Below are 26,668 nucleotides of genomic sequence, written 5' to 3'. Positions count from 1 at the left end.
GCGGCCAATGACACGCGAGCACCCGCTATTTGATGATGTTTTGGACACGCTTGTTACTTACATGCAGGACGATCTTGATGTGGAAATTTCAGACGTTGGACTTTTTAAAAATGATGTGGATTGTATTGAGTTGGACGACGACTTTAAAGAAGTCAGGCTGCGTATGAAACATAAGCTTGAGCAGGTGTATCCATGAAAGTCCGCTGCCCGTGCTGTGGTGCTGAAAACAGCCTCGACGCATTGATTGCCAATGAAGATGCCCGCAATGCGCTGTGGGCGCTGGCAAAAATCGGCGGCGGTATGACTAAAGGCTTAGTGATGTACCTAGGCTTGTTTCGTCCCGAAAAGTCTGTCTTGTCACAAGCACGTATGGCCAAGTTGATGGCCGAGCTACTTCCCGACATTCAGGCGCAGCGCATTCAGCGCGGCGGAAAAGTGTTTGATGCGCCGGTGGCTGCATGGGCTTGGGCATTCGGCGAATGTGTTGCTGCACGTGATTCAGGCAGCCTAAAAACACCGCTATCAGCCACGGCTATCTGTATGAAGTCTTGAGCCACTGGCGTGGCCAAACCAGCCAGTTTGTTGATGCCGCACCTGCGCAGACTAAAGCAGACAGCAGCATGGTCGCCGGTCTGAAAGCATTAGAGCAAATGAAATGAAGGTATTTATCAGGCAAGAAATCATTTCGGGCTTGCAGCTGCTGTACACGCTGCGCTTGCCCGGCGCCCCGCCTGCCGAAGCACTGACAGCCACGGCGCAGGGCTGGATGACGGCATTAAGCGAGCGCACGGCCGCATGGGATGAGCAACTGGACGCAAGCCGCATCAATAAAGCCTTTGCCACCTTGGCTGCAGAGGCAACTCGGTGGCCACCGCCAGCAGCATTAATTGAACGCATACCGCAGCGCCCGGCGGTTAAAAAATTGGAGCACAACAAGCGGCAAACACCAGAGCAAAAAGCGCACGGAAAAGCCAATTTACAACGCATTCAAACACTTATTAATCAAGTTTTAACACGAAAAGGAATATGACATGGCAGCAAAACAGAAACTCCGCCACCGCACCGAGGCTACGCCTGCACTGGCACAAACCCGCGATGAAGTGACTGCAGCGATAAAAGAACTGGGTGATTTAGCACGCGAAAAAACGTGCATTCAAGCAGAAATGAACGATTCGATCGCTGCGTTGCAGAAAGCAACGGCTGAAAAAGTAGCGCCGTATGACGAAAAAATCGAAATATTGATGTCAAGCATCACCGCATGGTGCACTGCGAACCGAGATTCAATCACGGAGGGCGGCAAAGTGAAGTTCGCCGACTTCATCACAGGCAAAGTATTTTGGCGCTGCAACCCACCCAAAGTGAGCATTCGCGGTCAAGACGCCGTGTTGGCTCTGCTTGAGCAGAACGAGGCGTTGGCTCGCTTTATTCGCATAAAAAAAGAGATCAACAAAGACGCAATACTCAATGAAGCCGACTTGTTTGTTAAAAAACCGGTGCCGGGTTTAAGTATCGTTCTGGGTAAAGAATTCTTTATGATTGAACCACATAACCAAGAACTACCGGAGGTGTGATTATGCCGAATTACTGCACAGGTCCGCTGAAAATACGCGGTAAAAAAGAAAATGTCTTGAAATACATGAACGAATGTATTGCTGGGTATAGCTATGCTATTGGTGAGTATAACGATTTGATTGTTACAAAGAAAGACGTGCCCGCGCAGGCTGGGTACATCCTGTCTGATGGCTGCCTGAAAGGCGCACAGCGCTGCTTTGCTCAATGCCAGCCAGAGCTTATAGAGCTTGATGAAGATAATGACTCTATCATCGTAATGATTAACAAAATCGATTGCGCTTGGGTATTTGACATCGAGGGCTTTAAAAGGTTATCTGCAAAATATGAAATTAATTTTAAATTCTTCGGCTTTGAGAGCGGTATGGAATTCAATCTTGATGTTGAGATTATCAATGGCGTGGTAATCAAGGCTGAAGAAATCACGTTTGAAAATTATAGGTGGGAGTGCCTTTATCCCACTTTTGGAGGTTAGATATGGCCCGCGTAACCATAGAATTGATTGACATAGACAACGGCGTATTTGTGAAAGTTGGCGGCGCTGGCCCGACAGCTGAAGACGAAAAGCCCACAAAAGCACAAGAACTCGCTTTTTTTGCACTTAAATTTATTGATGATAGGTATAAACGAGCGACCGGCAGAGATGCCGAAAAAACCACTTTGTGTTAACCCCACAGCGGCAGGGTTTGCCGCTATAATCCCCAACTTTTTTGGAGTACCACATGAACAAATCTGAACTAATTGCCGCTGTTGCTGAAAAAGCCGGTATCACTAAAACCCAAGCAGATGCTGCTTTGACTGCGATTACTGATAATATCGCGGGCGTGTTGGTCCAGGGCGAAACCATCACTCTGCCGGGATTCGGTACATTCAGCTTGGGAGAACGCGCGGCTCGCACTGGCCGCAACCCAAAAACCGGCGAAGCCTTGGAGATTGCCGCCAGCCGCGCTGCAAAATTCAAACAAGCCAAAGCATTAAAAGAGGCTTTAAACGCCGATTAAAAAGCGATATTTCAGACAGCCCCGCTATATGCGGGGCTTTTTTTGTGTAAAAAATACGCACGACTTACTCCGTTGGCGAATTACATGGCATTTATTTTGATTGATAATTTACCCAAATAAAACAAATACATCACTGGGTTAAAAATGGCAACTTCTCAAAATCGCCGCGGGCTGATCGCAAAAATCAAAATTGGCCAAACGCAACTTGGGCTTGATGACGCGACTTATCGCGCGCTGCTTGAACGCGTAACCGGGCACCGATCTTGCACTGAAATGGATGTTGGCCAGCTCGAATCAGTACTGGCAGCCATGCGCAGCCAAGGCTTCACACCAACATCACCCACCAAACACAAACGCCCGAGTGCGCGTACCTCGGCAGACCCAATGCTGCGAAAGGTCGGCGCTTTGCTCGCCGATAACAAATTGCCGTGGAATTACGCACACGGCATGGCACGCAAAATGTTCCGCGTTGATCGCGTGCAATGGCTAAATGATGAGCACATGCACAAATTGATTGCCGCTTTGCAGATTTATGCCAACCGCCGAAAGGATTGATCCATGACTGAATTGGAATTGGCCAAACAGCACTTGCCCGCAATTGTGTGCGACATTGCCGAGATTATTGGCTTTCCAGCGACCGAGGCGCTGGTCAAGGCGATTGGCGGCACATCGTTTGCGTTCGGTGTGGGCATACGTGAAACAGAGCGCCTGCGCATTTTATACCGAGCAATTGGGGAGCAGAAAACCCACCAGTTGCTGTCTGTATTCCGCGGCAGCCGGGACTATATTCCGCGTTGTGAAAAAGCGCTGCGCTTGCTGCGAAATGCTCGTTTTAAAAACGATTACCTGCGCATGACCGAGCTGGACGGTGCCAGCGGGGTTATGGCGATTCAGACTTTATGCCCGAAATACAATATCAGCGACAGAACCGCTTATGACATCATTCGCAGCCACACCGATCCGGTTACCCACCAGCGGGATTTGTTTTAACCCGACCCACTGAAGCGCTTCTACTCTAGTTAAACCCCGCCTGCGCGGCAAACTGAATCCCAGTAAACCATCACTGGGATTTTTTTATGAGCACCAAAATCATCACCATCACCGCCGGGCATAGCAATACCGACCCCGGCGCAGTCAATGGCGCCAACCGCGAGGCTGATATTGCAGCTGATATGCGCAATATGGTGGCCCATTATCTCGCACAAAAAAACATCTATACGCGCACAGATGGCGAAGGCAAAGGCAATCTGGATTTGAATAAAGCCATCAAGCTGATAGCAGGTAGCGCTGTTGCTGTCGAATTTCACTGCAATGCCGCAGCAAATAAGACCGCGCGCGGGGTTGAAGCCTTGGCGCAAAGCAAAGACAAACTGTTGTGCCAAAAATTATGCAAAGCCGTGGCTGATGTGACCGGCAGCCCGTTGCGTGGCGATAAAGGTTGGCAACCGGAAAACGCAGGCCAGCACCATCGGCTGGGTTACGTGCGCAATGGTGGCATCATTCTTGAGCTGTTTTTTATCAGTAATGATGCTGAGTTGGTGGTGTGGCATGACAAAAAATGGCTGGTGGCCAAAGCGGTAGCTGGGGTGCTGGCGGAGGTGGCCGAGTGAGTATCAAAACTATACTCAAATGGCCGCTGGGCTTGATTACAAACCCCGGCACCGGCGCAATCAGCCACTCAAAGCTTTGGGCCAATGTGGCCGCTGCCACGGGCACTTATAAATTTGTGGTTGAGCCTGCGCCGCCTTATGAGGTGTGGATTGCGTATTTGGGCTTGGTGGGCGGTTATGCAGTGGCGCGGCGCTGGATTGCAGCAAAACAGCAAGAAAAGGAAACCAATGATGCTTAATTTCTTAACGGTTTTATCGGCTTTTGCACGCCAATACTGGCAGTTGATTGTAGCGGTTGTTGCAGCCATTGCCCTTTATTTTAGTGGGTATCAATCGGGCAAAGAAAGTATTCAGGCTGAGTTGTCGGCGCTCAAGCAACAGTATGCACAGCAAGCTGTTGCCGCGCAGGCTGAATACAACCAGACACTGGCTAAAGCCAACGAAGCTGCCGCGGCATGGCAAACCCGCGCGGCACAGGCCGATCAAGAGCTGGCTACGGCAAACAACCAAACCCGCGAGCGTGCGGCAGAAACCAAGAAAGGGATTAGTGATGCGATTGCAAAAGACAAAGCTGATAGCCAGTGCATTGATGGCTTTGGCGCTAACGGCTTGCAGCAATACAAGCGCGCCCTCGGTTATTAAAACCGTTGAAGTGCCCACGATGCCAACCCCGCCAGGTGCTTTGCTGGTAGCACCCGTGCGCCCAGCTGCACCGGCTGCAGGCGATACCAAGACCATCTTAGAGCATGCGGCAGATTTTGGCGTGTATGTCGGCGAATTGGAAAACCAAAATAAGGCGTGGAGGAGCTGGGCCACGGGTGGTGCTAAATGAGTGCGAAATCGTATCGTGAATTAGCCAACATGATTTTGGCACAAAAGCACATGGATATTGAATATGGCTTGCGCAAAATGGATGAGCAGGAAAGCTTTATTGCAGCGGTGGCTGAAAAGCTGACGCGCACGAGCTGGGTGCACCACATGCGCATGGACAGGCATTTTGATGTGACGTTTGTGCTGCAAGCTGGCTGGATTGCATTGCCACACCAGAAACAAGCCATTGAACAGCATTTAAGCGCCGCATTTGATGTTGAGCAAGATGGCCAAGCGCTGGTGGTGGCCGACCCGAAAAAAGACTGGCTTCAGTGCCGCGTCGTGTTTGGAGGTGACGAATGAACGCAATCAGCTTTGAAGTGGCCTTTAGTGCTGTCTTTGGTTTACTCACCAGCGCGCTGTGGGCTTGGGTAAATTCCATTTCAAAACGCATTAGCCAGAGCAGCGAAGAATGCAAAGAGTTGCGTCAGGACATCAATAACGTGCGGCTAGCTTACCAAAGCCGGGATGATGCGCGCCGTGAGAATGAGCAAATTACTGGTCTACTCAAAGAAATTCGCGCTGACTTAAAAGAAGTATCAGAAAAATTGGATAAGAAAGCAGACAAATAATGACCATGACAAATGACCCATTATTGGCTCAATTAAACCGCATTGAGCAAAAACAAGACACGATTATTGAAAACCAAACAGTGGTCAATGAACGCCTCGATCAGATTCACAAAGACTGTAAGCGCACAGCATTGGTAAACGGCGCGGCCGCTGGCGGGCTGGCTGGTGGTCTGGTGACCACGGCGATTGAGCTGCTGCGCGTGAAGTTTGGTGGCTGATATGGCGCACCCGAAAGAAACCCGCGAAAAAGTACGGCGCCTCTATGTGTTTGAACAGCAGCCGCTGGAAATGGCGGCGGTGATGGCCAGTGTGGCCATTGGCACTGCGCGGCGCTGGAAAGAAGCGGACAAACAGCTGGGCGATGATTGGGACAAAGTGCGCGCGGCACACACCATCGCTGGCGGTGGGCTTGAGGAATTGAGTCGTTCGATCTTGACCGGATTTTTGGTGCAGTACCAGGCAACAATGGAAAAAATCAATGCAGATGAAGAGCTGCCCGCAATGACAAAAGTGGAGATGCTGACCAGCTTGGCTGATGCGTTTACCAAAACCACTGCCGCGAGCCGCAAGGTGTTGCCTGAAACCAGTCAGCTGGCCACTGCTATTGAAGTGCTGGATATGCTGGGTAAGTTTGTGCAACAAAAATACCCCAAGCATCTGCAAGCATTTGTTGAAATGCTGCAGCCGTTTGGGGCGGAGATTCAGAAGCGGTTTGGTTAGCTGCTTATTGCAGTCTTTATGACTCCGAGCATAACCGCCCACGGAGCGTTTTCAATGGCAAGCTCAGTGATTCTGGTTAATGCAGAATCTTTAATGGTCGAAAGCGAAGATTTGTAGTGTTCTTTTTCTTCAGAGGGTAAATCGGAGGCATCGATTTTGGCAGTTAGCAAATCTTTGATGGTGTCAGAGTGCAGCTTAACCGTGACAATCCCGAGAATAGCCGATAAGCCGCCATCATCGGCTAGAAAATCAATGCCTTTTGCTGTGGGCTTAGTTAGCGCCCAAATTGCTGATGGCATGCTTTCCCCATAGCATTGGGATTGCTTGAGTGAAATAAGTCCATGTTCATCTAAATATAAAAGATTACCAACAACCTGCTTTTCCCCATGTTCTTTAACTTGCTCATCATAGAAAGATTGAGCAGGGCATTCGGGAAATTCATCTGTTAAATTTTGCAAGAGTTTAAGCTGTAATTTACGATCAATATACATTGGGACACCATAAAAAATGAAAAACAAAGAATTTCAAAAAAACCTAGCCGAAATCGCTGCAAATCTGCGTCGCATGATTGAAGCCGAGGTTGTGGGTTTCGACCCAGAACCGGCAGCGGTGGCCGAGCGTCGCGCGAAGGTGTTCGACCCAGTGCACGGGTATGAATTCTTTGTGAACACCTATTTCCCACATTACATCAAAAGCTCAGAGCGCTCGGAACTACACCGCTATTTATACACCAGGCTGCCTGAAATTGTCAGCAGCAAGGATGGCGAGAATGAAGCCATTGCCGCGCCGCGTGGTGAAGCCAAATCAACGATGGTGACGCAGCTGTTTACGCTGTGGTGCATTGTGACCCAGCAGAAGCACTACATTGTGATTGTAATGGACAGCATTGACCAGGCTTATCCGATGCTCGAAGCGATTAAAGCCGAGCTGGAGTTTAACCCGCGTTTAAGCACTGATTTTGCCGAAGTGACTGGCGGTGGACGGGTGTGGCAAGCCGGTACGATCGTGACCGCCAATGACATCAAGGTTCAAGTAGCCGGTTCAGGAAAAAAGCTGCGCGGCTTGCGCCATGGCCCATATCGTCCTGATTTGACGGTGTTGGATGATATTGAGAATGACGACCAGGTGCGCAATCCAGAGCAACGCGACAAGCTGCAGGGTTGGCTGACCAAAACCATCATGCCTTTGGGTGGTGTTGGCCAAAAGTACGATGTGGTCTATATCGGCACGATTTTGCACTACGACAGTGTATTGAGCCGCACGCTCAAGAATGAGTATTGGCACACGGCACGCTTCAAAGCCATGATCCGGTGGCCAGACAATATGGTGCTGTGGGACCGCTGGGAAGAGCTGCACCGCAACGAAGGCAAAGAAGTAGCCACCGCTTTTTATGAAACCAATAAAACCGAGATGCTGGCCGGTGCTGTCACCAGTTGGGCTGCGCGTGGCGTGTTGGCGTTGATGATTATCCGCGCTAAAAACGGCCACTTGGCTTTTGATTCAGAGTATCAAAACGACCCACTGGCGGGCGATGCTGCGCCCTTTGCCAATGCCATTCAATTTTGGGTAAATCGGTTAAATGAATGGGTATTTTACGGCGCTTGCGACCCGAGCCTCGGCAAAGCGGGCAATGCTCGCGACCCGTCTGCACTGTTGGTGGGTGGTTTTAATCGCAGCACAGGCGTGCTCGATGTAGTTGAAGCGTTGATTAAAAAGCGCCTACCTGACCGCATCATTTCAGACGTGATTGAATTGCAACGCGAGTATCGCTGCTTGGTGTGGGCTGTGGAAACAGTGCAGTTTCAAGAATTTCTCAAGACTGAATTAGTAAAGCGTTCGGCAGCGATGGGTATTCCGGTACCGGCACGCGGCATCAAGCCGATTACAGACAAAATGCTGCGAATTGAAGCCCTACAGCCGCACATGGCCAACGGCCTGATTCGTCTGCATCCAGGTCAAGTCACGCTGATAGACCAGCTTCGTCACTTCCCTATGGCCGACCACGACGACGGCCCCGATGCGCTACAAATGCTGTGGATGTTGGCCACAACCGGTAGCGCACCGATCGAATGGCAAAGCGTTCACGATGATGATTTTTCTGATATGCGCAGTAAATGGAGATAACCCACATGGCCAAGAAAAAGAAAGACAAAAGCAAGGTTGAAAAGGTAGCGCTGCCTGCCGATTTGCAAACATCGGCGGCACGCATTACTGAAGTCACCCGCGTTTTAAGTGACCACCCGTCGAACAGCATCACACCATCTAAGTTGAAAAGCCTGTTTGATGATGCGGAGAATGGCGACATCACGGCGCAGCATGAGCTGTATATGGACATTGAAGAGCGAGACAGTGCCATTGGTTCTGCTGTGGCCACGCGCAAGAATGCAATATTGACTTTGGATTACCGCATTGCCCCGCCACGTAACCCAACACCCGCTGAAGATAAGCTGGCTGAAGCCGCAGACGAGCTGATTGATGGCATTGATGGCTTTGAAGATTTACTGCTCGACATGATGGATTCAGTTGGCCATGGCTTTGCCCCGATTGAGATTGAATGGGAAATGGTCAACGGCTTGCACTTGCCGGTGTCATTTACCCACCGCCCGCAAGCGTGGTTCCGTTGGGATAAAGAAGATGGCTATTACTCAAAACGCCAGATAACCAACAGGGCGAAACATTGTGGCCACTGGGCTGGGTGGTGCACAAGCACAAAAGCCGCAGCGTGCAAGCGGCGCGAAATGGTTTATTTCGTACACTAGCTTGGCTGTATATGTTTAAGCATTATTCATCCAGTGATTTTGCCGAGTTTTTAGAGCTCTACGGCATGCCCATTCGGATTGGTAAATACGGCGCTGGTGCCACTGAAAAAGACAAAACCACGTTGCTGCGCGCGGTGGCGGAAATTGGACACAACGCGGCGGGCATTATGCCTGATGGGATGGAGATTGAAATTATTCAGGCGGCGAGCGGCACCAGCAGCACCAATAATCCGTTTATGACCATGATAGATTGGTGCGAGAAATCGGCGGCGCGATTGATACTTGGCCAAACGCTCACCAGTGGCGCTGATGGCAAATCAAGCACCAATGCTCTGGGTCAAGTACACAACGAAGTACGCCGCGATTTGATGGTGTCGGATGCAAGCGCCTGGCACAAACCATCACCAAGCAAATTATCCTGCCGTATTTGATGGTGAACTTCCCCGGGGTTGATCCACGCCGTGTGCCATCATTTGAATTTGATACCCGCGAGGTTGCCGACTTAGCACAATTTGCTGACGCGCTGCCGAAATTGGTGGATGTGGGCGTACAGATACCGGAGCCTTGGGCGCGTGAAAAACTGGCCATTCCCGATGCGCAAGACGGCGAGCAGCTTTTGGCCACCGCAGCCCCAACGGCCCAAGCAGCCTTGACTGGACGCATGCCAAGCTGCTCTTGTTGCACTGGTAGTAAAACTGCAGCGCTGTCAGCAAACACTGGCGCGCGACAAACACCACAGCAGTTGTTAGATGGTGTGGTGGATGAAGGCATGTTGGTACCGGATTTTAATGCCCAATTAAACCCTGTTTTAAAACAGGCCACAGCTGCCGTCATGGGCTGTGACAGCTATGAGGAAGCGAGCACGGCTTTAACTGCACTGTTCCCGACGATGGACAATAAAGAGTTACAAGGCTATATGCAAAAGGCGCTGTATCTGGCTGATTTACTGGGGCAAGCCGATGCCCAAGCTTAGTTTTGCGCTGGATTTGCCGCCGACCAAGGCCATAGATTGGTTGAAAGCCAAAGGCGTGACTACACAAAGTTATCGTGAGCTCACAGCCAGTGAATTGGCAAAAGTGGTTACGGTATCGCGCATTACTGACTTAGACATGCTGCAAAGCATTAAAGACGCGATGGTGAAGTCTGCAGCCGAAGGCACGCCGTTTTCGACATTCAAAAAAGAATTACTGAACCACATGCAGACTGCAGGCTGGCTTCATCCAGACGGCAATGGCGGCAAAGAAATCATCGACCCAAAAAGCGGCGAAGTGTATGGCGCACCAAGGCGATTAGAAACCTTGTACCGCACCAATATGCAGAGCGCTTTTAGCGCCGGGCAATACCAAACCTACATGGGCAACATCGACAATCGCCCGTATTGGCAATACAACGCGGTCGGCGATTCGCGCACACGTCCGTCCCACTTGGCTATGTCTGGCTTGGTGTATCGCTACGATGACCCATTTTGGGCGACGTTTTATCCGCCTAACGGCTACAACTGCCGCTGCTCTGTCACTGCCTTGGCCGAACGCGATGTCACCAGGCGAGGCTTGATTGTCGGCGAAAGTACTGAAAGCAATTTTATTGAGACCAACAAGATTTACAACAAGCGGGGCGATACCTACCCAACCAAGGCATACAAAGCACCGGATGGCACTGTTGTGACCACAGACCGCGGCTTTGATTACAATGCCGGGCGCATGAACTACCGCCCCGATTTAGATCGCTACGATCACACACTGGCCCAGGTGTTTGCCAAGGCCGACATGACGGGACCCGAGTTTAAAGCGGGTTTAAAGCAGCTTCAAAACGAGTTTGAACAAGTCAAAAATCGTTTGGGCGTGGATGGTAAGCCAACCTCATTCGAGCGAATTAGCATACGCAATACGCTATCACGGCAACTGAAATTTGCTGCAGGCGTGCTGTCACATGAAAATCAAAAGGCGATGGGTGTTGGCCGCGCTACGGCGTGGCTATCAGACGATACATTGATTAAGCAAGTGGATAGCCGAACCGGACAGAATTTTGATGCAGCGGTTTATGGCTTATTGCCGGATGTGATTGCTGAACCGGATTACATTTTCAAAAGCGGTTCTGTCTTTTCACTGTTGAAGAAAGCAGACAAGCACATGCTGTTGGCGGTGATTAAATATGTTGGCAAAGCGGATGAAATATATGTGCAGTCTTACAGATACGCGGGTAAAGATGAATTGAAACGGCTGCTGGAAAAGCAAGAAACAGTAAAGGCCACTGGGTAGGTCTGCCGCTATCCTACACACGCTCATGCAAAGCAAGGCTGCGGTAGGCAGATTCACCGCTTTTCCAGTGGCCATAGGAGCATCATAACATGGCATACATTGAAATCAAAATCAGTAATGAAAACGAAGTATTGGCCCAAATTGAGCGGTTGATTGATGGGGTAACCAACCTGTCACCGCTGATGCGCAATATTTCAGGCACGATGTACAGCGCCGTGATGCAAAACTTTGATGCTGGCGGGCGGCCTGCATGGCTCGGGTTGAAATACCGGGTGGGCAAGCCGCTCACCGACACTGGCCGCCTGCGCGGTAGCATCAGTGAGTATTCAGACAATGGCAGCGCAGTTGTCGGCACCAATAGTATTTATGCAGCAATTCACAACTTCGGCGGCCAGGCTGGTCGCGGGCGATCAGTTACCATACCTGCGCGCCCATTTATGATGATCACGCCCCAGGACGAGGCCGACATTTTGGATGATGTACAAAAGTATTTCCAAAGCATTATGCATTGATTATCTTAAATCGACATAAACGCCCGCTGTGGCGTTTTTTTATGTTTTAGCGGCCATCATGCGTAAAACAAGAAATAACGGGTTTTAAACACCCTTTAAATACCCTGTGCGCGATTTATAAACTGGTGCGCTCATTACAAATCACACAATCTCAGTTTGTGGGCCAACATCCCACTGAAGCTCTTCCACTCTATGCGGCCAAATGGTCTGCGTAAAAATGCCAGCATCGACAGGAAAACCACCGATGCCACGCAAAAAACAATTGGCCCTCGCGGCACTTACATTTGAAATTCAGACAATCGGAGAAGGCGCGCCAAAATCATCACGCGTCCAGCTTTTGCCTTATGGCGAGTTTCGCTCAGCTACGGACAGTCGGCCAACTGATGTACCCGCTTGGTTCCTGACTGAAGAAAACGGCCATGATGTGGCCAAGCTGGCTAATGCGGCGCAAAACGATTTGGTCATTGATTATGAGCACCAAACGCTCAACAAAGAAACCAACGGACAACCGGCACCGGCGGCAGGATGGATGAATTATTTTGAGTTCACGCCGCAAGGATTGTTTGCTGATGCCAACTGGACGGACAAAGCGGCGCAGATGATTGCGGCTCGTGAATATCGTTATATCAGCGCGGTTTTTGCATATGACACCCAAGGCTATGTGCGCAAGCTGTATCACGCGGCATTAACCAATTTCCCCGCACTGGATGGCATGGACGAAATATTGGCCGCTGCCAGCGCACAGTTTTTAACCCCACCCAACCAGAAGGAAAACCCAATGGACTTAGTAGCTTTGTTGCGCCAGGTGTTTCAAACACCCGAAGCAACTGAAGATGAGATGAAAGCAGCGTTATCGGCGCTGATTGAAAAACAAAAGCAGCAACCCGTTGCGTTGTCTGCTGTGTTTGATGAATTGCAAACCCGTGATACCAAAATTGCTGCTTTGACAGCCGATGGTGGCAAGCAGCCCGACCCAGCTAAGTTTGTGTCGGTAGAAGTTATGAAAGATTTGCAGACCCAAATTGCAGCGTTGAGCGCGCAAATCAATGGCGATAAGGCCAGCACCGTCATTGCCGATGCCTTGGCCTCGGGTAAGTTGCTACCGGCCCAAAAAGATTGGGCGGCTGGCTTGGCCAAAACCGAAGGCGGCTTGGCTCAGTTGACTGCTTATCTGGGCACAGTGACACCAGTAGCAGCTTTGGGCGGTACGCAGACTGCCACGCAGCCGCCCGCAGGTGACAAAACAGTGGCACTGACTGCAGAGCAAACTGCGGCCGCAAAAATGCTCGGCATGTCTGACGTCGAATATCGAACTCAAGTACTGGAGCAGAAATAATGAATAAAACCGCTATTTTGGAAGCATTAACCATCGCATTCCGCAAGGAATTCGCCGCTGGCTTAAAGCATCGCGACCCAAGCTGGTCGGTTATCGCCATGAAAATTCCGTCAACGACGGCCGTCAACACTTATGCCTGGTTGTCTGCATTCCCACAGATGCGTGAATGGGTCGGCGAGCGACAGATTCAAAAGCTTGGCAAAGAAGCGATGTCTATCACCAACAAGCTGTATGAATCAACGGTGAGCATCGCCCGTACGGATATTGAAGACGACCAAGTCGGTATTTACCGACCTGTGATGCAGCAAGCTGGCGTAGCCGCCGCTGAGTTGCCTGACGATTTGGTGTGGGGCATGTTGCCATCTGGTAAATCTACGCTGGGTTATGACGGCCAAAATTTCTTTGATACCGACCACCCGCTTTATCCGAATGTCGATGGCAGCGGCGTGGCCACCATGCAGTCAAATTTGACTACAGGTGCCGCTGCTGATGCGCCAACTTGGTACATCATTGACGACAGCAACGTGCTGAAGCCGATGGTATGGCAAGAACGTACTGCACCGGAATTTGAAACCAAGTTTGACCCTTCAAAATCGGACAAGGTGTTCATGGAAGATGCCTATTTGTACGGCATTCGGGCGCGCGGTAACGCTGGATTTGGCTTGTGGCAACTGGCGCATATGGCTGAAAAAACGGCACTTACAAAAGAAAATTTGGCCGCGGTGGTGGCGAAGATGAAAACCATCAAAGCCGATGGTGGCAAGACGCTCAAAATCAATCCAACCAAGTTGATTGTGCCGCCTGCTTTGGAAGAAGACGCACGCAAAATTTTGGAGCAAACCATTCAAGACGGCACCACCAACATCTGGGCCGGTCGCTTGGAATTGCATGTTGAGCCGCAGCTGGCCTAACCATTGACCGGGCGGCGGGAGCCGCCCACAGGAGACGAGAATGGCAAAAGCCGAAACCGCTGCTGAAAAACGCGCACGCATAGCGGCAGAAAAGCAAGCCGCTGCAGAAGCAAAAGCCGCCGCCGAAATCAAGGATGCGGCTGAAAATGAACCGCCGGAGCCAGTGGCCACCGAGGAAATTATTGAAGATGGCTACCCAGCCAACATTCACGAAGCCGAAGTGATGGCCGTGCGTACCCGTAGCGGTGGCTCATTTTGGCGCGGCGGGCTGCAATTTGGGCAAGAGTGGCGCGTGCTCAACCGCTCCGAGTTGTTGAATGAACGCGATTGGACACGCATCGCGGCAGACCCACAGCTTGAAGTGCGCGGCGTGACCTTGCGTGCAGCCCAGGATGCTACGCAATGAATTATGCAACGGTAGCGGATATGGTTGCTCGGTTCGGTGAATTGGAAGTGATGCAAATCACCGACCGTAACCAAGACAATCAAATTGACCATGACGTTGCTGAAGTGGCTCTTGCCGACGCTACGGCAGAAATCAATGGTTATCTGGGTCGCTATCCGCTGCCGTTTGTTGAAGTCCCGCCCATCCTCACCCGCTTATGCTGCGATATTGCCCGCTATCGCTTATGTGCCACTAACGGGGTAAGCATCACCGAAGAAATCGAACGGCGCTACAAAATTGATGTTCTGAAGCTGCTCGAAGGTTTGGCCAAAGGCGATGTTACTTTGGGTATTGAGGCGGATGGCGACCAAGTGGCCAGCGGCGATACGGTGCAATTTGTGAACAACAAAAACCGGGTGTTTGCACGTGATAACTGATATTGAAACCGCCATCGTGGATCGTTTGGCCAAAGGCTAGGCAAATTGGTTCGCCAGGTCAAAAGCTACGGCGGTGAGCTGGACAATGAAAACTGGGCCAATGCAATCAAGCAAGTGCCCTGCTGTTGGGTGACCTATGGCGGTGCCAAGATTGACACCAAATCCACATCTAAGCAGCTGTATGAGCAGACTGCCACGATGGTGGTGATGGCCGCCAGCCGCAGCCTGCGCAGTGAGCTTGCAGGCCGCCAAGGCGGTTTAGACAAGCGCGAAGTGGGCAGCAATGATTTGATATTTGCTGTTTTGCGATTGTTATCTGGCCAACGGCTGGATGAAAAGCTCAACAGCTTTGGTTTGGTACCCAAAAAAGTGCGCACGATTTTGAATAATGCCGTGGTTCAAAACGGTGCGTTGAGTGTTGTGGCTATTGAATTTGAAGCAACTTGGAATTTCACAGCACTGGAAAGTGGTCGCTTCCCAGAAGAAACGACAGATAAGGCCAATCCTGATTATGTATTCACGCAATACCAGGGCGAATTGTCCGACCCATACCCTGAATTTTTGCGGATGGATTCTTTGATTTTTGATGATAAGTTAGGCGCGCAAGTACACAGCGAGCTACGACTTAACGAGGAGCAGCCATGAAAGTAAAAGCCGCAGATGGTTTGCGCGTACCGCTGGAAAAACGCGTGCATGACTATATTGAAGACAAACTGGTGGAAGTGTCGGATACGGTGTATTACCGCCGCTTGCTCGCAGATGGTGATTTATGCCTGGTCGTTGATGTCACCGAGGCCGAAGCCGCCACCAAGACAAAAGGAGCCAAATAATGGCTAATCAAGTTTCTTTTGACACAATCCCGAGCAGCATCCGTGTGCCGGGCCGTTATATTGAATTTAACACCCGCAATGCGGTTCGCGGCTTGCCACAGAATCCACAAAAGATGTTGCTGGTGGCGCCAATGTTGTCAGCGGGTAAACAAGCGGCGCTAGAACCCGTGCAGTTATTCAGTGACGCTGATGCTGCTGATTTATTTGGCTCTGGTTCGTGGGCGCATCGATGTGTGACGCAGGCATTTACCAATAACGCTTATTTGGATTTGACAGTAATTGGCGTTGCCGATGCAGAGGCTGGGGTCGCCGCAACAGGCAGCGTTACATTCACGGGCACCGCAACAAGTGTCGGCGTGGCCACAGTGACCATTGGTGGTACTGCTTACCAAACCTCAATCTCCAGTGGCGACACAGCGGCTGACATTGCTACCCGACTGCGCACAGTGGTTAACGTGCCTGACACGCAGGTTACCGCCGCCGGTGCGGCCGGAACGCTGGCATTAACAGCCAAGAACAAAGGTGCTATTGGCAATGAAATCAGCGTGAGCGCCACCTGTACCGCCAGCGACATTTCTTTTGCTGTAACTGCTTTTGCCAGCGGAGATGTAAACGGCGATATTGGCCCAGCACTGGATGTGGTGGCTGGTAAACGCTATCAGGTGATATGCAGTGCATTTACCGATGATGCGAATGCAGCCAAGTTATCAGATCACATTGAGGCAGTATCCAACGCCATTGAAAAGCGTGGTTGTATCGGCGTCATGGGCTGGCGTGGCACCTTGGCCACCGGCACGACTTTTGCGGGCAAGTTGAATGATGGTCGCATTACGGTGGCGTGGTACAAAAAAGCCATCGAGGGCAATGCGGTTATTGCTGCAGGCTACGCTGCCGTTTTGGCTTATGAAGAAGACCCAGCAAAGCCGTTGAATACCCTTGAAGTCAAAGGGCTAACCGTAACACCAGATTCAGATTGGCCTCTTTACGCTGAGTTTAACAGTGCTTTATACAACGGTTTAACGCCGCTGGAAGTAAAGTCAAACAAAGTGCAAATCATGCGTGCCGTGTCCACTTACACCACCAACGCCACCGGCACCGATGACCCAGCATTGCTCGACATCACCACCATCCGCACGCTGGATTATGTACGCGATGCAGTGGACCAGCGCATTGCCTTGCGTTTCCCTCGCGACAAGCTATCCAGCAAAACGCCGCGCAGGGTGAAGTCTGAAATTCTGGATGTGCTGCTTAAATGTGAAGATGCAGAAATTCTGGAAGAAGTGATGGCCAACAAAAACTTGCTGGTGGTACAGCGCAATGGCTCGGATGTAAACCGGTTGGATGCCATCATCCCTGCCGATGTGGTTAACGGCTTGCATGTTTTTGCGGCCCGGATTGACCTGTATCTGTAACCCATGAAGCCAAGATAGCCATGCCGGGTTATCTTGGATAACACGAAAGGACACAACATGAGTGACGCTATTTATGCGGGCGCGGTGATTATGGAAGTAAACGGCACTGAAGTTGAGATTATCAGCATCAAGCCAAGTACCACCACCGGTCGCAAGCCAGTTAAAACGATGAACCGTCGTGGCAAAGTGCGCGGTTACGCAGACGGCGTGACTGAATACAAATTGAGCCTGACTGCGGCCATTCCGATCGACGACACCAAAATCGACTGGGACAACATTACCAATGCGAAGATTACGATTTTCCCGATCAATAAGGAAGATGCTCGAATCAGCTACATCGGCTGCACTAGCTCCGAATGTTCGGAACAGTATGAAGTCGATAACGAGGCTCGCATTGATATTGAAATGTTTGCGTTGGATAAGGTGATTGAATGATGCGTGTAACTGGTCAATTTACATTCGGCTTGGAATACCAAGGCAAAATTTACTGTGATTATTCTGTTCGGCCGCTCACTATTGGTGGTGAGTTGGCTGCTATGGATGCATTGGAACAGGTAGCCGAGCCAGCGGGATCATCCGAGGTGCGACAAACCATCGTAGAGACACTGGCTTATTGGACGCAACAATTGACAGTTCCCGGTATTCCAGCTGAGGCTTTATCAATCTCCTTTCTAATGGATAATTTGGCATCTGAGGATTACCAAGCAATCTTAGATAGTATTGAGTGTTTGCGGGTAAAGTCTCCAGCCGCTGGCCATGTAAACACATCAGAAAAAAGCGGCCCCAGCGGCCAAATTACCAAGTAGCACACAAAAACTACCGGCAAGCATGTGTGATTATGGCTAAGTCGATGATTATGCCAACTGCAATTGCCGAAATGTGTCACGCCGAATTGTCTGCATGGCTAGAAACTGTGTTTGAGAGTCTCGGCATCAGTGACGAAGGGGTTGTTATTTCTCAAAGACGGAAAAAGCCCAGTGAGAAATCTGCCGCTACCGAGACTTAATATCCTCAGTTAAACTAAAAGCCTCATCGTGTGATGGGGCTTTGTTTTACTTAATTAGGGGAGTTGTAATGAGAAACATATTAGTCTTGTTAATTGCATCTATGCTCGCTGCATGTGGGGCCGAAAAGCAGCAAGAATCTAATGAAGCATCATCTGTTGCGGTAGCAAACTGTCAGAAGCCCATAGGGATTAATGTTGATGATTTATTGGCAAACATGGGAGAGGGTTTGAAAAAAGCAGGTTTATCGGCAGAAGTGATAAATAAAAATGTAGTTAAAAATGAATGCGGCTATAAACTTGATATTGAAACGAAATACGGTTTTACCTCCATTGATATGAATGAGTCAAAACAGGTTCTGACTTTGGCATCTGGGTATATTAAAAGCGATAATACCAACGAAAATGTGAATAAAATGCTGGCCTCGATTCAAATCATGGTTTCTCCATATTTAAACAAACCAGACGCTGAGCGAAGTGAGCTCTGGCGAGAGCTATTTGGAAGCATTACTGGAACTATCGCACAAGCCAAAGATAATGGGGAGCATTCGAGTGAATTTAATTTTGAAGATAATATTTATCATGTAGCCTCTGAGAAAAATAGTAATGTTGTGGGGGTGGGGTTAAAAGCAAAATAAAACGGTACCACTGAAACACTTCCCATCCTCTGTGGACAGCCTTTAAGCGACAATTAACCATGTGTTATTGACCGTTTAAAGGCTATTTTTATGGCTGGTGGAAATATGAAATTGCTACTAACGCTGGCAGCCAAGGAGGCTGGGGTTAGCCGTGCGTTGAAGCAAATGGAAGACAATATCAAACGCACTGCGACAGCAGCTGTGCAAGAAAGTGAGAAAGCCGGTCGCGCACAAGAAAATATCATCCGCCGCACTGAGCGAGAAAACAGGCAAGCCAGCGCCGCGCGCGCCCGGTTGGGCGTCCGTTCTGAAAGGGATATTCAAAGGGAGATTCTGCGCACCCAACAAGCCTACACCGCATTGTCCCGCAGTGGTAAGGCATCACAAAATGAATTACAACGCGCGGCTAAAGCATCCCGTCTTCGCATTCGAGAATTAAATGAAGAGCTCGGGCGCTCATCAAAACTGCAAAAAGGCATGCAGATCGGTGGCGCGGCCATTGCAGCCACGGCAGCGGCTGGCGCTGTTCTCAAGCCCGCAATGGATGACCAAAAACAATTACAAGCCAATGTCACTCAAGTGGCGTGGCAGGCATTTGGTGAAGACAACACAAAATCCGCCGACTGGATTGCAACTAAGGGCAAGAAGCAAATTAAGGATTTGGTCACACAATTGGTCAGGGAAAATGGTGGCAATGCCGATGTAGGACTGGATTTAATTAACAGCATGATGGCAAACGGCATGAGTTTCAACGAAGCAAAAAGTAGCTCGCGAGAATCTTACAAAGCCATGATTGCATCTGCAGAAAGACCAGGACAATATAATCCCGAAGATACTGCAAAACTCATGAAAGTTTTGTCGGATTATGGGTTTAAAAATGCAGATTTAGGGCAAGCGTTTGAGCACGCAATGAAGTCAGGCATGCAGGGTAATTTTGAAATTGCAGATATGGTACGAGAATTGCCAGCATTGCTGCCTGCCGCAAAATCATCAGGCTTGAGCGGCATGCAAGGATTTGATTATCTTCTTTCTATGCTGCAGTCCTCATCTAATAAAGCTGGCTCAAATAGCGAAGCTGCCAATAACATCAGAAATTTATTAGAAAAAACGTTATCTGCTGACACAACAAAACGACTTAAAAAAATGGCTCACCCTACCGAACCGGGAAAGGGTATAGATTGGCAGGGATCGGTTTTGAAAGGCGCTGGCAACGGTGAAAATGCGGTGGAAGTGCTGGCACGCTTGGCTGATACCATGCTGGCTCGTGATAAAGAATATCAAAGCCTCAAACTTAAAGCAGACGGCGGAGACAAAACAGCAGCAAATCAAATGAATATTATGAAAGGTTTTGTGCTGTCATCATTGCTGCCGGACATTCAAGCAAAAGCAGGTTTAAATGCTGCAGTAGATTCCAAGCAAATGCAAGAATATATTCAAGGTTTATTGGAGCTAAAGCCAGCAGACAGTTTAGTTAAAAAAAATATTGATGTAAAAAGTCGCGATGATCTCTTTAAGCAAGAAAGAGACACATCTTTGGCCATGCTTGGTCGTTCCGATACCACCGATCCATTAAATAATTTACAGTCGAAATGGACCGCATTTACAGCTGAATTCCCCAATGCAACATTGGCTTTAACAGCTCTTGCTGCGGCAGCAACCGCGGCGAGTGGTGCGTTGGGGCTCATGGCATTAATGGGCGGTGGTAAAGGTGCAGTGGGCGGAATATTAAAAGGTGGTGCATCTACAGCTGGCCAAGTATTGAAAGGCGGAGCCTCAAAAGTGGGAGGTTTACTTAAATGGGGTGGTCGGATGTTGGGCGGCGGTGGCCGGTTTTTACTCAACTCCCCTAAATTGGGCATGGGTGGCTTTGGTGCTGGCCTACTCTTTCACTCAGAGAGTTTAAATGCCGGTGAAGATGAGCGGATGCGCAAAATGCGCATGCAAAACCCGCAAGTGCGTCCTCCATTATCAGCAGAAGCCATCCGTCGCCAGCAACAGCAGCAAGCCCTAGGCGGTGGCCAAGCAGGTAAAGCTGCGACTGGACAGCCTCCTCAATTGCCGGTTGAAAAAATGCAGCCGATGTTCATAAAACAAACCGCCGATTTTCAGGCAGCCATGCAGACTAATACCGCCACATTGGGCGGCCAGCTTGATCGCATCAATGGCACGCTGGCCAGCCAGCAGCAAACCATTCAAAACAACATCAGCGTAACCCTCGATGGCCGAGTGGTTGCCGAACAAGTTTCGCGCCAGCAGTACTCAATGTTTAATCGCGGAGGTGCGCAATGAGCATGTGGTACAACAATTTGCAACCCGCATCCTATAAAGGCACCGCATTTGATGTGCTGTCGGTTGATGATCGCAACGAAAAAGCATTGGCAGAGCACGCGCGGCCGTTTGTGAACGGCATTGATTTGGAGGATATGGGCACACAGGGGCGTCAATGCCAAGTATCGGCCGTGTATTACGGCTTGGGCTTTGATGCCAAAATGGTGGCGCTGATGAATGCGCTCGAAGAGCAAGGCGCTGGCGTGCTTGTGCATCCGTTTTTCGGGCGCATGCAGAACATGATTGCTTCGTCATGGTCATTTCACACCGAAGCAGATATGGTCAATTATGTGGCGCTGGATATTACTTTTCGGGAAGCCACCGAGGCCCAGCCGATATTTGTGTTTGAAAATGCATGGCTGGCCAAATTAGAAGACATTTTGGATACACTCAACGGCTACATTGACCAAGTGCTTGAGTATGTTGATTTGGCCATCGCCGTTAAAAATGGTGTTTCGGCGATTTGGGGCAGTGCTTTGGGTTTGTGGTCTGGGTTAAAAGGCGTGGTTGCAGCGGTACGCAATGCTTTTGATTTAGACAGCACAAAATATCCCGATGGTGGGAGCTATTCAACATCAGCATTCAGTACTGCTAGCGCGTCACAAGCCGCTCAGCTGGCCACGATGTTGGATGTTGGGCTGAGTGCTGAGGCAGCCCAGGGCGAGAGCGTGCTCGGTGCTCGCCAGCGCTATGACGCCACTGCGGATAAGGTGACCGAAATTACTGCATTGCCATCCAGTATTTTGACGGGGCAAGGTGACAGCAGTGATGTGGCCACGCGCCGAATTCACAAAGTTACAGAGCGGCAAATGCAGCCGATTGCACAACTGTTGGCGCTGATTAATATTGGGATATTAATCAGAATTTCGGTTGAGCTAATTGAAAATGACAGTGACACCATCACCGCCACTGAATTGATGCACGTTAATAATAACCTGCGAAATCGTATCCAGACACAAATTGATGCTTTGCGTGCAACCTACACGCTGGCCGAAGCTGCCAAGAGCCCGCAGGCTACTGCTCTGTATACCAGTACCAATCAGACGATTGAACTCTTGCGTCAATCAGCATCTCAATTCAATGCCTTGGTGTTGGCGCTGATTGCACAAAAGCCACCGCTGCGTGTGCGGCAAGCCGAGTTTGACGGCACCATTCACCAGTTTGCGCATGCCTTTTATGCTGATATTGGTCGTACTGAAGAATTGATGCGGCTCAACCCGCACTTGACCCACCCTAGCTTTATCAGCCGCGGCGACTGGATGAACTACTATGTCAAATAAAACCCCATACCCATACGGCAATACTGTGGTGGTGCGCATTGGCGGCAAGGAGCACAAGGATTGGCAAAGCTATGACATCGACAGTGACTTTCTGATTCCGGCCGATGCATTCAATTTTGAGACTGGTTTGGCCATGGCACAAACATCGGTTGAAGATTACAGCGGTGATCAGTGTGAAGTTGTTATTAATGACCAGGTGGTCATGACGGGCATTATCGGCAATCAGGTTAAAACAGTCAGCAAAGGGAATCGTCAAATCACACTCTCTGGCCGCGATCTGGCTGGGCTGCTTGTGGATTGCTCCGCCCCTCAAATTAACGTCAAGGGTATGACGGTATTGGCCGCTGCTAAAAAACTGGCCGCAGGCTGGACACAAATCAAAAGCGTGGTGTTGAAATCAGAGAAGAACCCCACACTGGACAAGATTGACATCGAGCCAGGCGAAACCGTCTGGCAGGCGCTGACTAAGGTAGCCAATAGCGTGGGTTTACATCCTTGGTTTGAGCCCAACGGCACGTTGGTGATTGGTGGCCCTGATTATTCAAGCAAGCCAGTGGCTACACTCTGCCACAGTCGCACAGACACACGTCACAACATTCAGAGCATTCAGGTTGAGCACGATACCGAGAGCCGTTTTTCAGAAGTGACCTTTCTTGGGCAAAGCCATGGGCGGGCTGGCAATAGCAGTAAACACGATTTAAAGTGGGTTTATAAAGACCCCACTATGACATTGCATAAACCGAAAACCGTGGTGGTGAGCGATGCTGAAAATTTAGATGCATTGCAAAAGCAGGCCAAAAAAATGTTGTCGGATTGGAAGCTAGACGGCTTTACGCTGACGATTACTGTGCCTGACCACAAAACCCAAGATGGTGTGTTGTGGCAGCCTGGTCAACGGGTGCATGTCATCGATGAAGAAGAAGGTATCGACGCGATTTTCTTTCTCATGGGTCGGCGCTTTATGCTCAGTCGTTACGATGGCACCACCACCGAATTGCGACTTAAAGAAGATGGTGTGTGGGTGCCTGATGCCTACGCTGAAAAATCAGAGAAAGCCCGTAAGCGGAAAGGCAAGAAAAAAGGCGTGACCAACAAAGCGAAAACCAGTAAATCCAAAAAGGCACCAACGGAGTTAGCGACGATATGAACCCCATTGCCAAGTTGGCCAAAAAAACCAAGGCTGTTGTGAATGATGCGAGCGATGCCATCCGCCAGGCGTTCCGTGGGAAGTTGACACTGGTGAACAGCGGCGAGAACGTGCAACGTGCCCAGGTATCTGGGCTGGCTGACGAAACACTGCAAGACATCGAACACATGCAGCAATTCGGTTTCACCAGTAACCCCCCACCTGGCACTGAAGTGGTTGTGATCCCGCTGGGCGGTGCTACCAGCCATGGCATTATTGTGGCCACAGAAAACGGCAGCTATCGCGTTAAATCGTTGGCATCTGGTGAAGTGTCTGTATACAACCAAGATGGCGCCTCAATTACGCTGAAGAAAGGACGCATCATTGATATTGACTGTGAAAAATTGAATATCAAAGCGCCCAGCGGTGTTGATATTGATGCGCCCAATGTTAATTGCACACAGGAAGTTACAGCGGCTGGCCAAATCAATGGCAATGGCGGGCTGGCTATTCAAGGCGGTAGTGGGGCCAGTTTCAACGGCAACATTGCTCAAAGCGGCGGTAGCTACACCACAGATGGCGATGTCACTGCTAGTGGTATCAGCTTGCATGGTCATGACCATGTCGCGGGGGTAGGCAAGCCAGTCTAATTTAAATCAGTTAACCCATTTCAGGCAGCCCAGTGCTGCCTCTTTTTATATCTGCACCCACTGAAGCGCTTCCTATGCTACTGCCCAATTGGCAGCGGCATAATGGGCACATGGACAGAGCACTTGACCCCAGCACCGGCGATTACACCGGCAGCACCTTGGATAACCTGCAAAATGCGGTGTACATCCGCTTGATGACACCTTTGGGCGATTATTGGGCAGACCCAGCGCTGGGTTCATTGCTTCACTTAATCCAGCGTGAAAAAGATTTAACCCGTGTTGGCATGTTGGCTCGTCAATATGCACAAGAGGCCTTGCAGCCGATTGTCGATGACGGACGTGCGAGCGAGATAACGATCACAGAAACGCAACCGCATAACGGCTATTTGTATTTACACATCCAAATTGATACAGCAGCTGGTGAAAAATACAGCTATGAACACCCTGTAAAAGTGATTTAAATAAGGTTTAATCATGAGCCAAATCCCGACATTTGAAGAAATTCGCAGCGCGATTTTGCGTGATTTGGTGTCATTGCAGCCAAACGCCGATACCAGCACAGACAGTGACAACTACATTCGCGCAAGTGTGCTCGCCAGTTGCGCTGTTGGGCAATACGCACATCAAGCATGGGTATTGCGTCAGTTTTTCCCTGATACGGCAGATACTGCATATTTAGAGCGCCACTGTAACCTGCGTGGCATTCGCCGCAAAAATGCGACCTATGCCAGCGGCACCGCCACGGCCAGCGGTGTGGCCGGTTCCGTCATTACCGCCGGTGCACAAATCAAGTGCGGTGATGTGTTCTATACCACGCAAACCGATGCCACGATGGACGCGACGGGCACTGCAACGGTAGACATCATTGCCACTGCGGCCGGAGCCGTTTACAACCAAACCAACCAATCGGCGCAATTCATGGCTGCGCCCAACGGCGTAGCCACTGATTTGATACTGATTGAAGCCGTGGGCGGCACAGACCAAGAAACAGATGCGGCGTTGCTTTCCCGTTTGCTTGAGCTTTTGCGTCGCCCCGCCGCGGGCGGCAATAAATACGATTACAAAAACTGGGCATTGAGTGTTGATGGTGTGTCCAGTGCCTATGTGTACCCACTGCGGCGCGGCTTGGGTACGGTTGATATTGTCATTACCAGCGCGGGCAATGTGCCGAGTGATGAGATTGTGGCCGCCACTCAAGCCTACATCGATTCTGTGCGCCCGGTTACGGCTAAAAATAGCTTGGTCATTAAGCCAGACGTAACGCTGGTCAACATTCATGCCGCCGTTAAATTGTCCGGTACCACCTTGGCCAGCGCCACTGCTGATATTCAGGCAGCCTTGCAAGAGTATTTCTCGGCCATTCAGCCTGGTGACGGCATCATTGCTTCGCAGTTGGAGGCCGTGATTAGTGATGTCACTGGTGTGATTGACCGCAGCATGACCATGCCCGCTGGCAACATGGATGCTGACATGGAAAGCAAGATTGAATGGTTCATGCTTGGCAACGTGATAATTGAGTCGATGTAATGGGTTATTCCGATACATTACTTCGACTTTTGCCACCGGTTTCTTATAACCGCACTGCATCAGGCATTAGAACCGCAGCAGAAATCGACGGCAATTGCTTGGATGGTGTGCAGTCAAGTGCAAGCCGAATTTTAGGTGTTATTAACCCAAGAACATCAGGCAACTATATTTTGCGATGGGAACAAGAGTTCGGCTTGAGCAGCGTTGGTCTAAACGCACAGCAACGCATCCAAGCTGTGCTTGCAAAGTTAAACGAAATTGGCGGATTAAGTATCCCGTATTTTAAGCAGCTCGCAGCATCCATTGGCTACAGCATAACGATAACAGAACCACAGCCGTTTCGCGCTGGCGTTAATCGCGCCGGTGACCGGCTCGCACGTGAGGACATCATGTGGGTGTGGTGGGTGAATGTTAATAATGCAAACAGTCAGGCCGCTTACTTTCGAGCTGGCGTATCAGCTGCAGGCGACAGATTGACAGACTATGGTGATGCAGTCATTGAAACAATGTTTAGAAATTTAAAACCAGCTTTTACAGATATTAGATTTACTTATGAGGGCAAATAAATGTATCCGATAAAAACACAGGATAAGTTATTTCACGACGGCGACGGTATTACTGAGCTGGGTACCATTTTGCCTGCCTGGTATCTTAATCAAATACAAGCTGAATTGATTGCGATTTTACAAGATGCAGGTATTGAACCTGTCGAAGCAAAACAAAATCAGGTTCTTACGGCCATCAAAGATATTGTAGCTAAGAATGTACCAGCCGCAACAAGTGATAAAGCCGGCATTTTAAAAGTAATTAATAGCTTAACATCAGACGATGCCTTAAATGCATTGTCCGCAGCACAAGGCAAAGTGCTTGCGTCCATGGTTGCAGGCTCAATACTATTGCCGGGTGCAATACAATATTTTGCAATGCAAACCGC

The 26,668-nt window shown here is 49.9% G+C and carries 39 protein-coding genes and 2 pseudogenes; 40 read left to right on the top strand and 1 reads right to left on the bottom strand.

What is annotated here, in order from left to right:
• The first annotated feature begins 7 nt into the window (after positions 1 to 7).
• The 17 genes from A2F46_RS06260 to A2F46_RS06185 all read left to right on the top strand — a co-directional run bounded on the left by A2F46_RS06260 (position 8) and on the right by A2F46_RS06185 (position 6,342).
• Positions 8 to 196 (top strand): hypothetical protein, encoded by a 189-nt coding sequence (locus A2F46_RS06260; RefSeq protein WP_156471580.1) that lies wholly within the window; start codon positions 8 to 10, stop codon positions 194 to 196.
• Complete coding sequence (locus A2F46_RS06255; RefSeq protein ID WP_066568110.1) at positions 193 to 552, top strand: hypothetical protein; 360 nt, start codon at positions 193 to 195, stop codon at positions 550 to 552. The genes A2F46_RS06260 and A2F46_RS06255 overlap by 4 nt, the downstream gene beginning before the upstream one ends.
• A 103-nt stretch (positions 553 to 655) precedes the next feature.
• Complete coding sequence (locus A2F46_RS06250) at positions 656 to 1,030, top strand: hypothetical protein (RefSeq protein WP_066568107.1); 375 nt, start codon at positions 656 to 658, stop codon at positions 1,028 to 1,030.
• A gap of 1 nt (position 1,031) precedes the next feature.
• Positions 1,032 to 1,571: a host-nuclease inhibitor Gam family protein gene (locus A2F46_RS06245; protein ID WP_066568104.1), complete on the top strand. Its 540-nt coding sequence runs from the start codon at positions 1,032 to 1,034 to the stop codon at positions 1,569 to 1,571.
• A gap of 2 nt (positions 1,572 to 1,573) precedes the next feature.
• Entirely contained in the window at positions 1,574 to 2,044 is a 471-nt protein-coding gene (locus A2F46_RS06240) for a hypothetical protein (RefSeq protein ID WP_066568097.1), read from the top strand.
• Positions 2,045 to 2,046: 2 nt separating this feature from the next.
• Positions 2,047 to 2,238: a hypothetical protein gene (locus A2F46_RS06235; RefSeq protein ID WP_066568094.1), complete on the top strand. Its 192-nt coding sequence runs from the start codon at positions 2,047 to 2,049 to the stop codon at positions 2,236 to 2,238.
• Positions 2,239 to 2,291: 53 nt separating this feature from the next.
• The gene (locus A2F46_RS06230; RefSeq protein WP_066568091.1) at positions 2,292 to 2,570 is read left to right on the top strand and encodes an HU family DNA-binding protein; all 279 of its coding nucleotides are present in this window, start codon (positions 2,292 to 2,294) and stop codon (positions 2,568 to 2,570) included.
• Positions 2,571 to 2,714: 144 nt separating this feature from the next.
• On the top strand, positions 2,715 to 3,125 hold the full coding sequence (locus tag A2F46_RS06225; protein ID WP_066568085.1) for a gp16 family protein: 411 nt from the start codon (positions 2,715 to 2,717) through the stop codon (positions 3,123 to 3,125).
• A gap of 3 nt (positions 3,126 to 3,128) precedes the next feature.
• Positions 3,129 to 3,560 carry a Mor transcription activator family protein gene (locus A2F46_RS06220; protein ID WP_066568082.1) on the top strand — a complete coding sequence of 144 codons (432 nt, stop codon included), beginning with the start codon at positions 3,129 to 3,131 and terminating at the stop codon, positions 3,558 to 3,560.
• Positions 3,561 to 3,646: 86 nt separating this feature from the next.
• The gene (locus A2F46_RS06215; RefSeq protein ID WP_066568079.1) at positions 3,647 to 4,180 is read left to right on the top strand and encodes an N-acetylmuramoyl-L-alanine amidase; all 534 of its coding nucleotides are present in this window, start codon (positions 3,647 to 3,649) and stop codon (positions 4,178 to 4,180) included.
• A 2-nt stretch (positions 4,181 to 4,182) separates the two neighbouring features.
• On the top strand, positions 4,183 to 4,419 hold the full coding sequence (locus tag A2F46_RS06210) for a hypothetical protein (RefSeq protein ID WP_231867732.1): 237 nt from the start codon (positions 4,183 to 4,185) through the stop codon (positions 4,417 to 4,419).
• The gene (locus A2F46_RS06205; protein ID WP_156471579.1) at positions 4,409 to 4,822 is read left to right on the top strand and encodes a hypothetical protein; all 414 of its coding nucleotides are present in this window, start codon (positions 4,409 to 4,411) and stop codon (positions 4,820 to 4,822) included. The genes A2F46_RS06210 and A2F46_RS06205 overlap by 11 nt, the downstream gene beginning before the upstream one ends.
• A gap of 19 nt (positions 4,823 to 4,841) precedes the next feature.
• A complete protein-coding gene (locus tag A2F46_RS12515) occupies positions 4,842 to 5,012 on the top strand; it encodes a hypothetical protein (RefSeq protein ID WP_197457583.1) in 171 nt (56 codons plus the stop codon).
• The gene (locus A2F46_RS06200; protein WP_066568075.1) at positions 5,009 to 5,353 is read left to right on the top strand and encodes a hypothetical protein; all 345 of its coding nucleotides are present in this window, start codon (positions 5,009 to 5,011) and stop codon (positions 5,351 to 5,353) included. The genes A2F46_RS12515 and A2F46_RS06200 overlap by 4 nt, the downstream gene beginning before the upstream one ends.
• Entirely contained in the window at positions 5,350 to 5,622 is a 273-nt protein-coding gene (locus A2F46_RS06195; protein ID WP_066568073.1) for a hypothetical protein, read from the top strand. Before A2F46_RS06200 ends, A2F46_RS06195 begins: the two co-directional genes overlap by 4 nt.
• Positions 5,622 to 5,840: a hypothetical protein gene (locus tag A2F46_RS06190; protein WP_066568072.1), complete on the top strand. Its 219-nt coding sequence runs from the start codon at positions 5,622 to 5,624 to the stop codon at positions 5,838 to 5,840. The genes A2F46_RS06195 and A2F46_RS06190 overlap by 1 nt, the downstream gene beginning before the upstream one ends.
• 1 nt (position 5,841) lies before the next feature.
• The gene (locus A2F46_RS06185) at positions 5,842 to 6,342 is read left to right on the top strand and encodes a DUF1804 family protein (protein ID WP_066568070.1); all 501 of its coding nucleotides are present in this window, start codon (positions 5,842 to 5,844) and stop codon (positions 6,340 to 6,342) included.
• Here the strand turns inward: A2F46_RS06185 and A2F46_RS06180 are convergent.
• Positions 6,339 to 6,833: a hypothetical protein gene (locus tag A2F46_RS06180; RefSeq protein WP_066568067.1), complete on the bottom strand. Its 495-nt coding sequence runs from the start codon at positions 6,831 to 6,833 to the stop codon at positions 6,339 to 6,341. The genes A2F46_RS06185 and A2F46_RS06180 overlap by 4 nt on opposite strands.
• Positions 6,834 to 6,849: 16 nt before the next feature.
• Here A2F46_RS06180 and terL point away from each other — a divergent pair, with 16 nt between their 5' ends.
• From terL to A2F46_RS06070, 23 genes and pseudogenes are all read left to right on the top strand, one after another.
• On the top strand, positions 6,850 to 8,466 hold the full coding sequence (terL, locus tag A2F46_RS06175) for a phage terminase large subunit (RefSeq protein WP_066568064.1): 1,617 nt from the start codon (positions 6,850 to 6,852) through the stop codon (positions 8,464 to 8,466).
• Between the two features lie 5 nt (positions 8,467 to 8,471).
• Positions 8,472 to 9,101, top strand: coding sequence for a DUF935 family protein (locus A2F46_RS13240; protein ID WP_255358753.1), 630 nt, complete (start codon positions 8,472 to 8,474; stop codon positions 9,099 to 9,101).
• Positions 9,038 to 10,074, top strand: a pseudogene (locus A2F46_RS13420) (DUF935 family protein). The gene A2F46_RS13240 and the pseudogene A2F46_RS13420 overlap by 64 nt, the downstream one beginning before the upstream one ends.
• Positions 10,061 to 11,359 (top strand): phage minor head protein, encoded by a 1,299-nt coding sequence (locus A2F46_RS06165; RefSeq protein ID WP_066568061.1) that lies wholly within the window; start codon positions 10,061 to 10,063, stop codon positions 11,357 to 11,359. Before A2F46_RS13420 ends, A2F46_RS06165 begins: the two are co-directional and overlap by 14 nt.
• An 89-nt stretch (positions 11,360 to 11,448) precedes the next feature.
• Positions 11,449 to 11,871, top strand: a complete 423-nt coding sequence (locus tag A2F46_RS06160) for a phage virion morphogenesis protein (RefSeq protein ID WP_066568058.1) — start codon at positions 11,449 to 11,451, stop codon at positions 11,869 to 11,871.
• Positions 11,872 to 12,115: 244 nt separating this feature from the next.
• A complete protein-coding gene (locus A2F46_RS06155; RefSeq protein ID WP_066568057.1) occupies positions 12,116 to 13,207 on the top strand; it encodes a phage protease in 1,092 nt (363 codons plus the stop codon).
• Complete coding sequence (locus tag A2F46_RS06150; protein ID WP_066568055.1) at positions 13,207 to 14,118, top strand: Mu-like prophage major head subunit gpT family protein; 912 nt, start codon at positions 13,207 to 13,209, stop codon at positions 14,116 to 14,118. The genes A2F46_RS06155 and A2F46_RS06150 overlap by 1 nt, the downstream gene beginning before the upstream one ends.
• A gap of 40 nt (positions 14,119 to 14,158) precedes the next feature.
• Positions 14,159 to 14,524 (top strand): hypothetical protein, encoded by a 366-nt coding sequence (locus A2F46_RS06145; protein WP_066568053.1) that lies wholly within the window; start codon positions 14,159 to 14,161, stop codon positions 14,522 to 14,524.
• On the top strand, positions 14,521 to 14,940 hold the full coding sequence (locus tag A2F46_RS06140) for a gp436 family protein (RefSeq protein WP_066568051.1): 420 nt from the start codon (positions 14,521 to 14,523) through the stop codon (positions 14,938 to 14,940). The genes A2F46_RS06145 and A2F46_RS06140 overlap by 4 nt, the downstream gene beginning before the upstream one ends.
• Before the next feature lie 45 nt (positions 14,941 to 14,985).
• Positions 14,986 to 15,585, top strand: coding sequence for a phage protein Gp37 (locus A2F46_RS06135; RefSeq protein ID WP_156471578.1), 600 nt, complete (start codon positions 14,986 to 14,988; stop codon positions 15,583 to 15,585).
• Positions 15,582 to 15,770 carry a DUF2635 domain-containing protein gene (locus tag A2F46_RS06130; protein ID WP_066568049.1) on the top strand — a complete coding sequence of 63 codons (189 nt, stop codon included), beginning with the start codon at positions 15,582 to 15,584 and terminating at the stop codon, positions 15,768 to 15,770. Before A2F46_RS06135 ends, A2F46_RS06130 begins: the two co-directional genes overlap by 4 nt.
• Positions 15,770 to 17,182, top strand: coding sequence for a phage tail sheath subtilisin-like domain-containing protein (locus A2F46_RS06125; protein ID WP_066568042.1), 1,413 nt, complete (start codon positions 15,770 to 15,772; stop codon positions 17,180 to 17,182). Before A2F46_RS06130 ends, A2F46_RS06125 begins: the two co-directional genes overlap by 1 nt.
• A gap of 57 nt (positions 17,183 to 17,239) precedes the next feature.
• A complete protein-coding gene (locus A2F46_RS06120) occupies positions 17,240 to 17,617 on the top strand; it encodes a phage tail protein (protein WP_066568041.1) in 378 nt (125 codons plus the stop codon).
• Positions 17,614 to 17,988 (top strand): hypothetical protein, encoded by a 375-nt coding sequence (locus tag A2F46_RS06115; protein WP_066568040.1) that lies wholly within the window; start codon positions 17,614 to 17,616, stop codon positions 17,986 to 17,988. Before A2F46_RS06120 ends, A2F46_RS06115 begins: the two co-directional genes overlap by 4 nt.
• Before the next feature lie 268 nt (positions 17,989 to 18,256).
• On the top strand, positions 18,257 to 18,823 hold the full coding sequence (locus A2F46_RS06110) for a hypothetical protein (RefSeq protein WP_156471577.1): 567 nt from the start codon (positions 18,257 to 18,259) through the stop codon (positions 18,821 to 18,823).
• Between the two features lie 105 nt (positions 18,824 to 18,928).
• A complete protein-coding gene (locus A2F46_RS06105) occupies positions 18,929 to 21,112 on the top strand; it encodes a phage tail tape measure protein (protein WP_231867729.1) in 2,184 nt (727 codons plus the stop codon).
• Positions 21,109 to 22,431, top strand: a complete 1,323-nt coding sequence (locus A2F46_RS06100; protein WP_066568035.1) for a DNA circularization protein — start codon at positions 21,109 to 21,111, stop codon at positions 22,429 to 22,431. The genes A2F46_RS06105 and A2F46_RS06100 overlap by 4 nt, the downstream gene beginning before the upstream one ends.
• Complete coding sequence (locus A2F46_RS06095) at positions 22,421 to 23,578, top strand: phage baseplate assembly protein (RefSeq protein WP_066568033.1); 1,158 nt, start codon at positions 22,421 to 22,423, stop codon at positions 23,576 to 23,578. The genes A2F46_RS06100 and A2F46_RS06095 overlap by 11 nt, the downstream gene beginning before the upstream one ends.
• Positions 23,575 to 24,207 carry a phage baseplate assembly protein V gene (locus A2F46_RS06090; protein WP_082783602.1) on the top strand — a complete coding sequence of 211 codons (633 nt, stop codon included), beginning with the start codon at positions 23,575 to 23,577 and terminating at the stop codon, positions 24,205 to 24,207. Before A2F46_RS06095 ends, A2F46_RS06090 begins: the two co-directional genes overlap by 4 nt.
• A 110-nt stretch (positions 24,208 to 24,317) precedes the next feature.
• Positions 24,318 to 24,668, top strand: a complete 351-nt coding sequence (locus tag A2F46_RS06085) for a phage GP46 family protein (RefSeq protein ID WP_066568297.1) — start codon at positions 24,318 to 24,320, stop codon at positions 24,666 to 24,668.
• Positions 24,669 to 24,681: 13 nt separating this feature from the next.
• Positions 24,682 to 25,734 (top strand): baseplate J/gp47 family protein, encoded by a 1,053-nt coding sequence (locus A2F46_RS06080; RefSeq protein WP_066568029.1) that lies wholly within the window; start codon positions 24,682 to 24,684, stop codon positions 25,732 to 25,734.
• On the top strand, positions 25,734 to 26,300 hold the full coding sequence (locus A2F46_RS06075; protein WP_066568026.1) for a YmfQ family protein: 567 nt from the start codon (positions 25,734 to 25,736) through the stop codon (positions 26,298 to 26,300). Before A2F46_RS06080 ends, A2F46_RS06075 begins: the two co-directional genes overlap by 1 nt.
• A pseudogene (locus A2F46_RS06070) lies at positions 26,301 to 26,668 on the top strand (hypothetical protein); the annotation flags it as partial.

The organism is Snodgrassella sp. CFCC 13594 (genome assembly GCF_001590725.1).
GTDB lineage: Bacteria > Pseudomonadota > Gammaproteobacteria > Burkholderiales > Neisseriaceae > Snodgrassella.
Note: the sequence above shows the minus strand (reverse complement) of the source record. Positions and strands in the feature narration are given on the sequence as shown.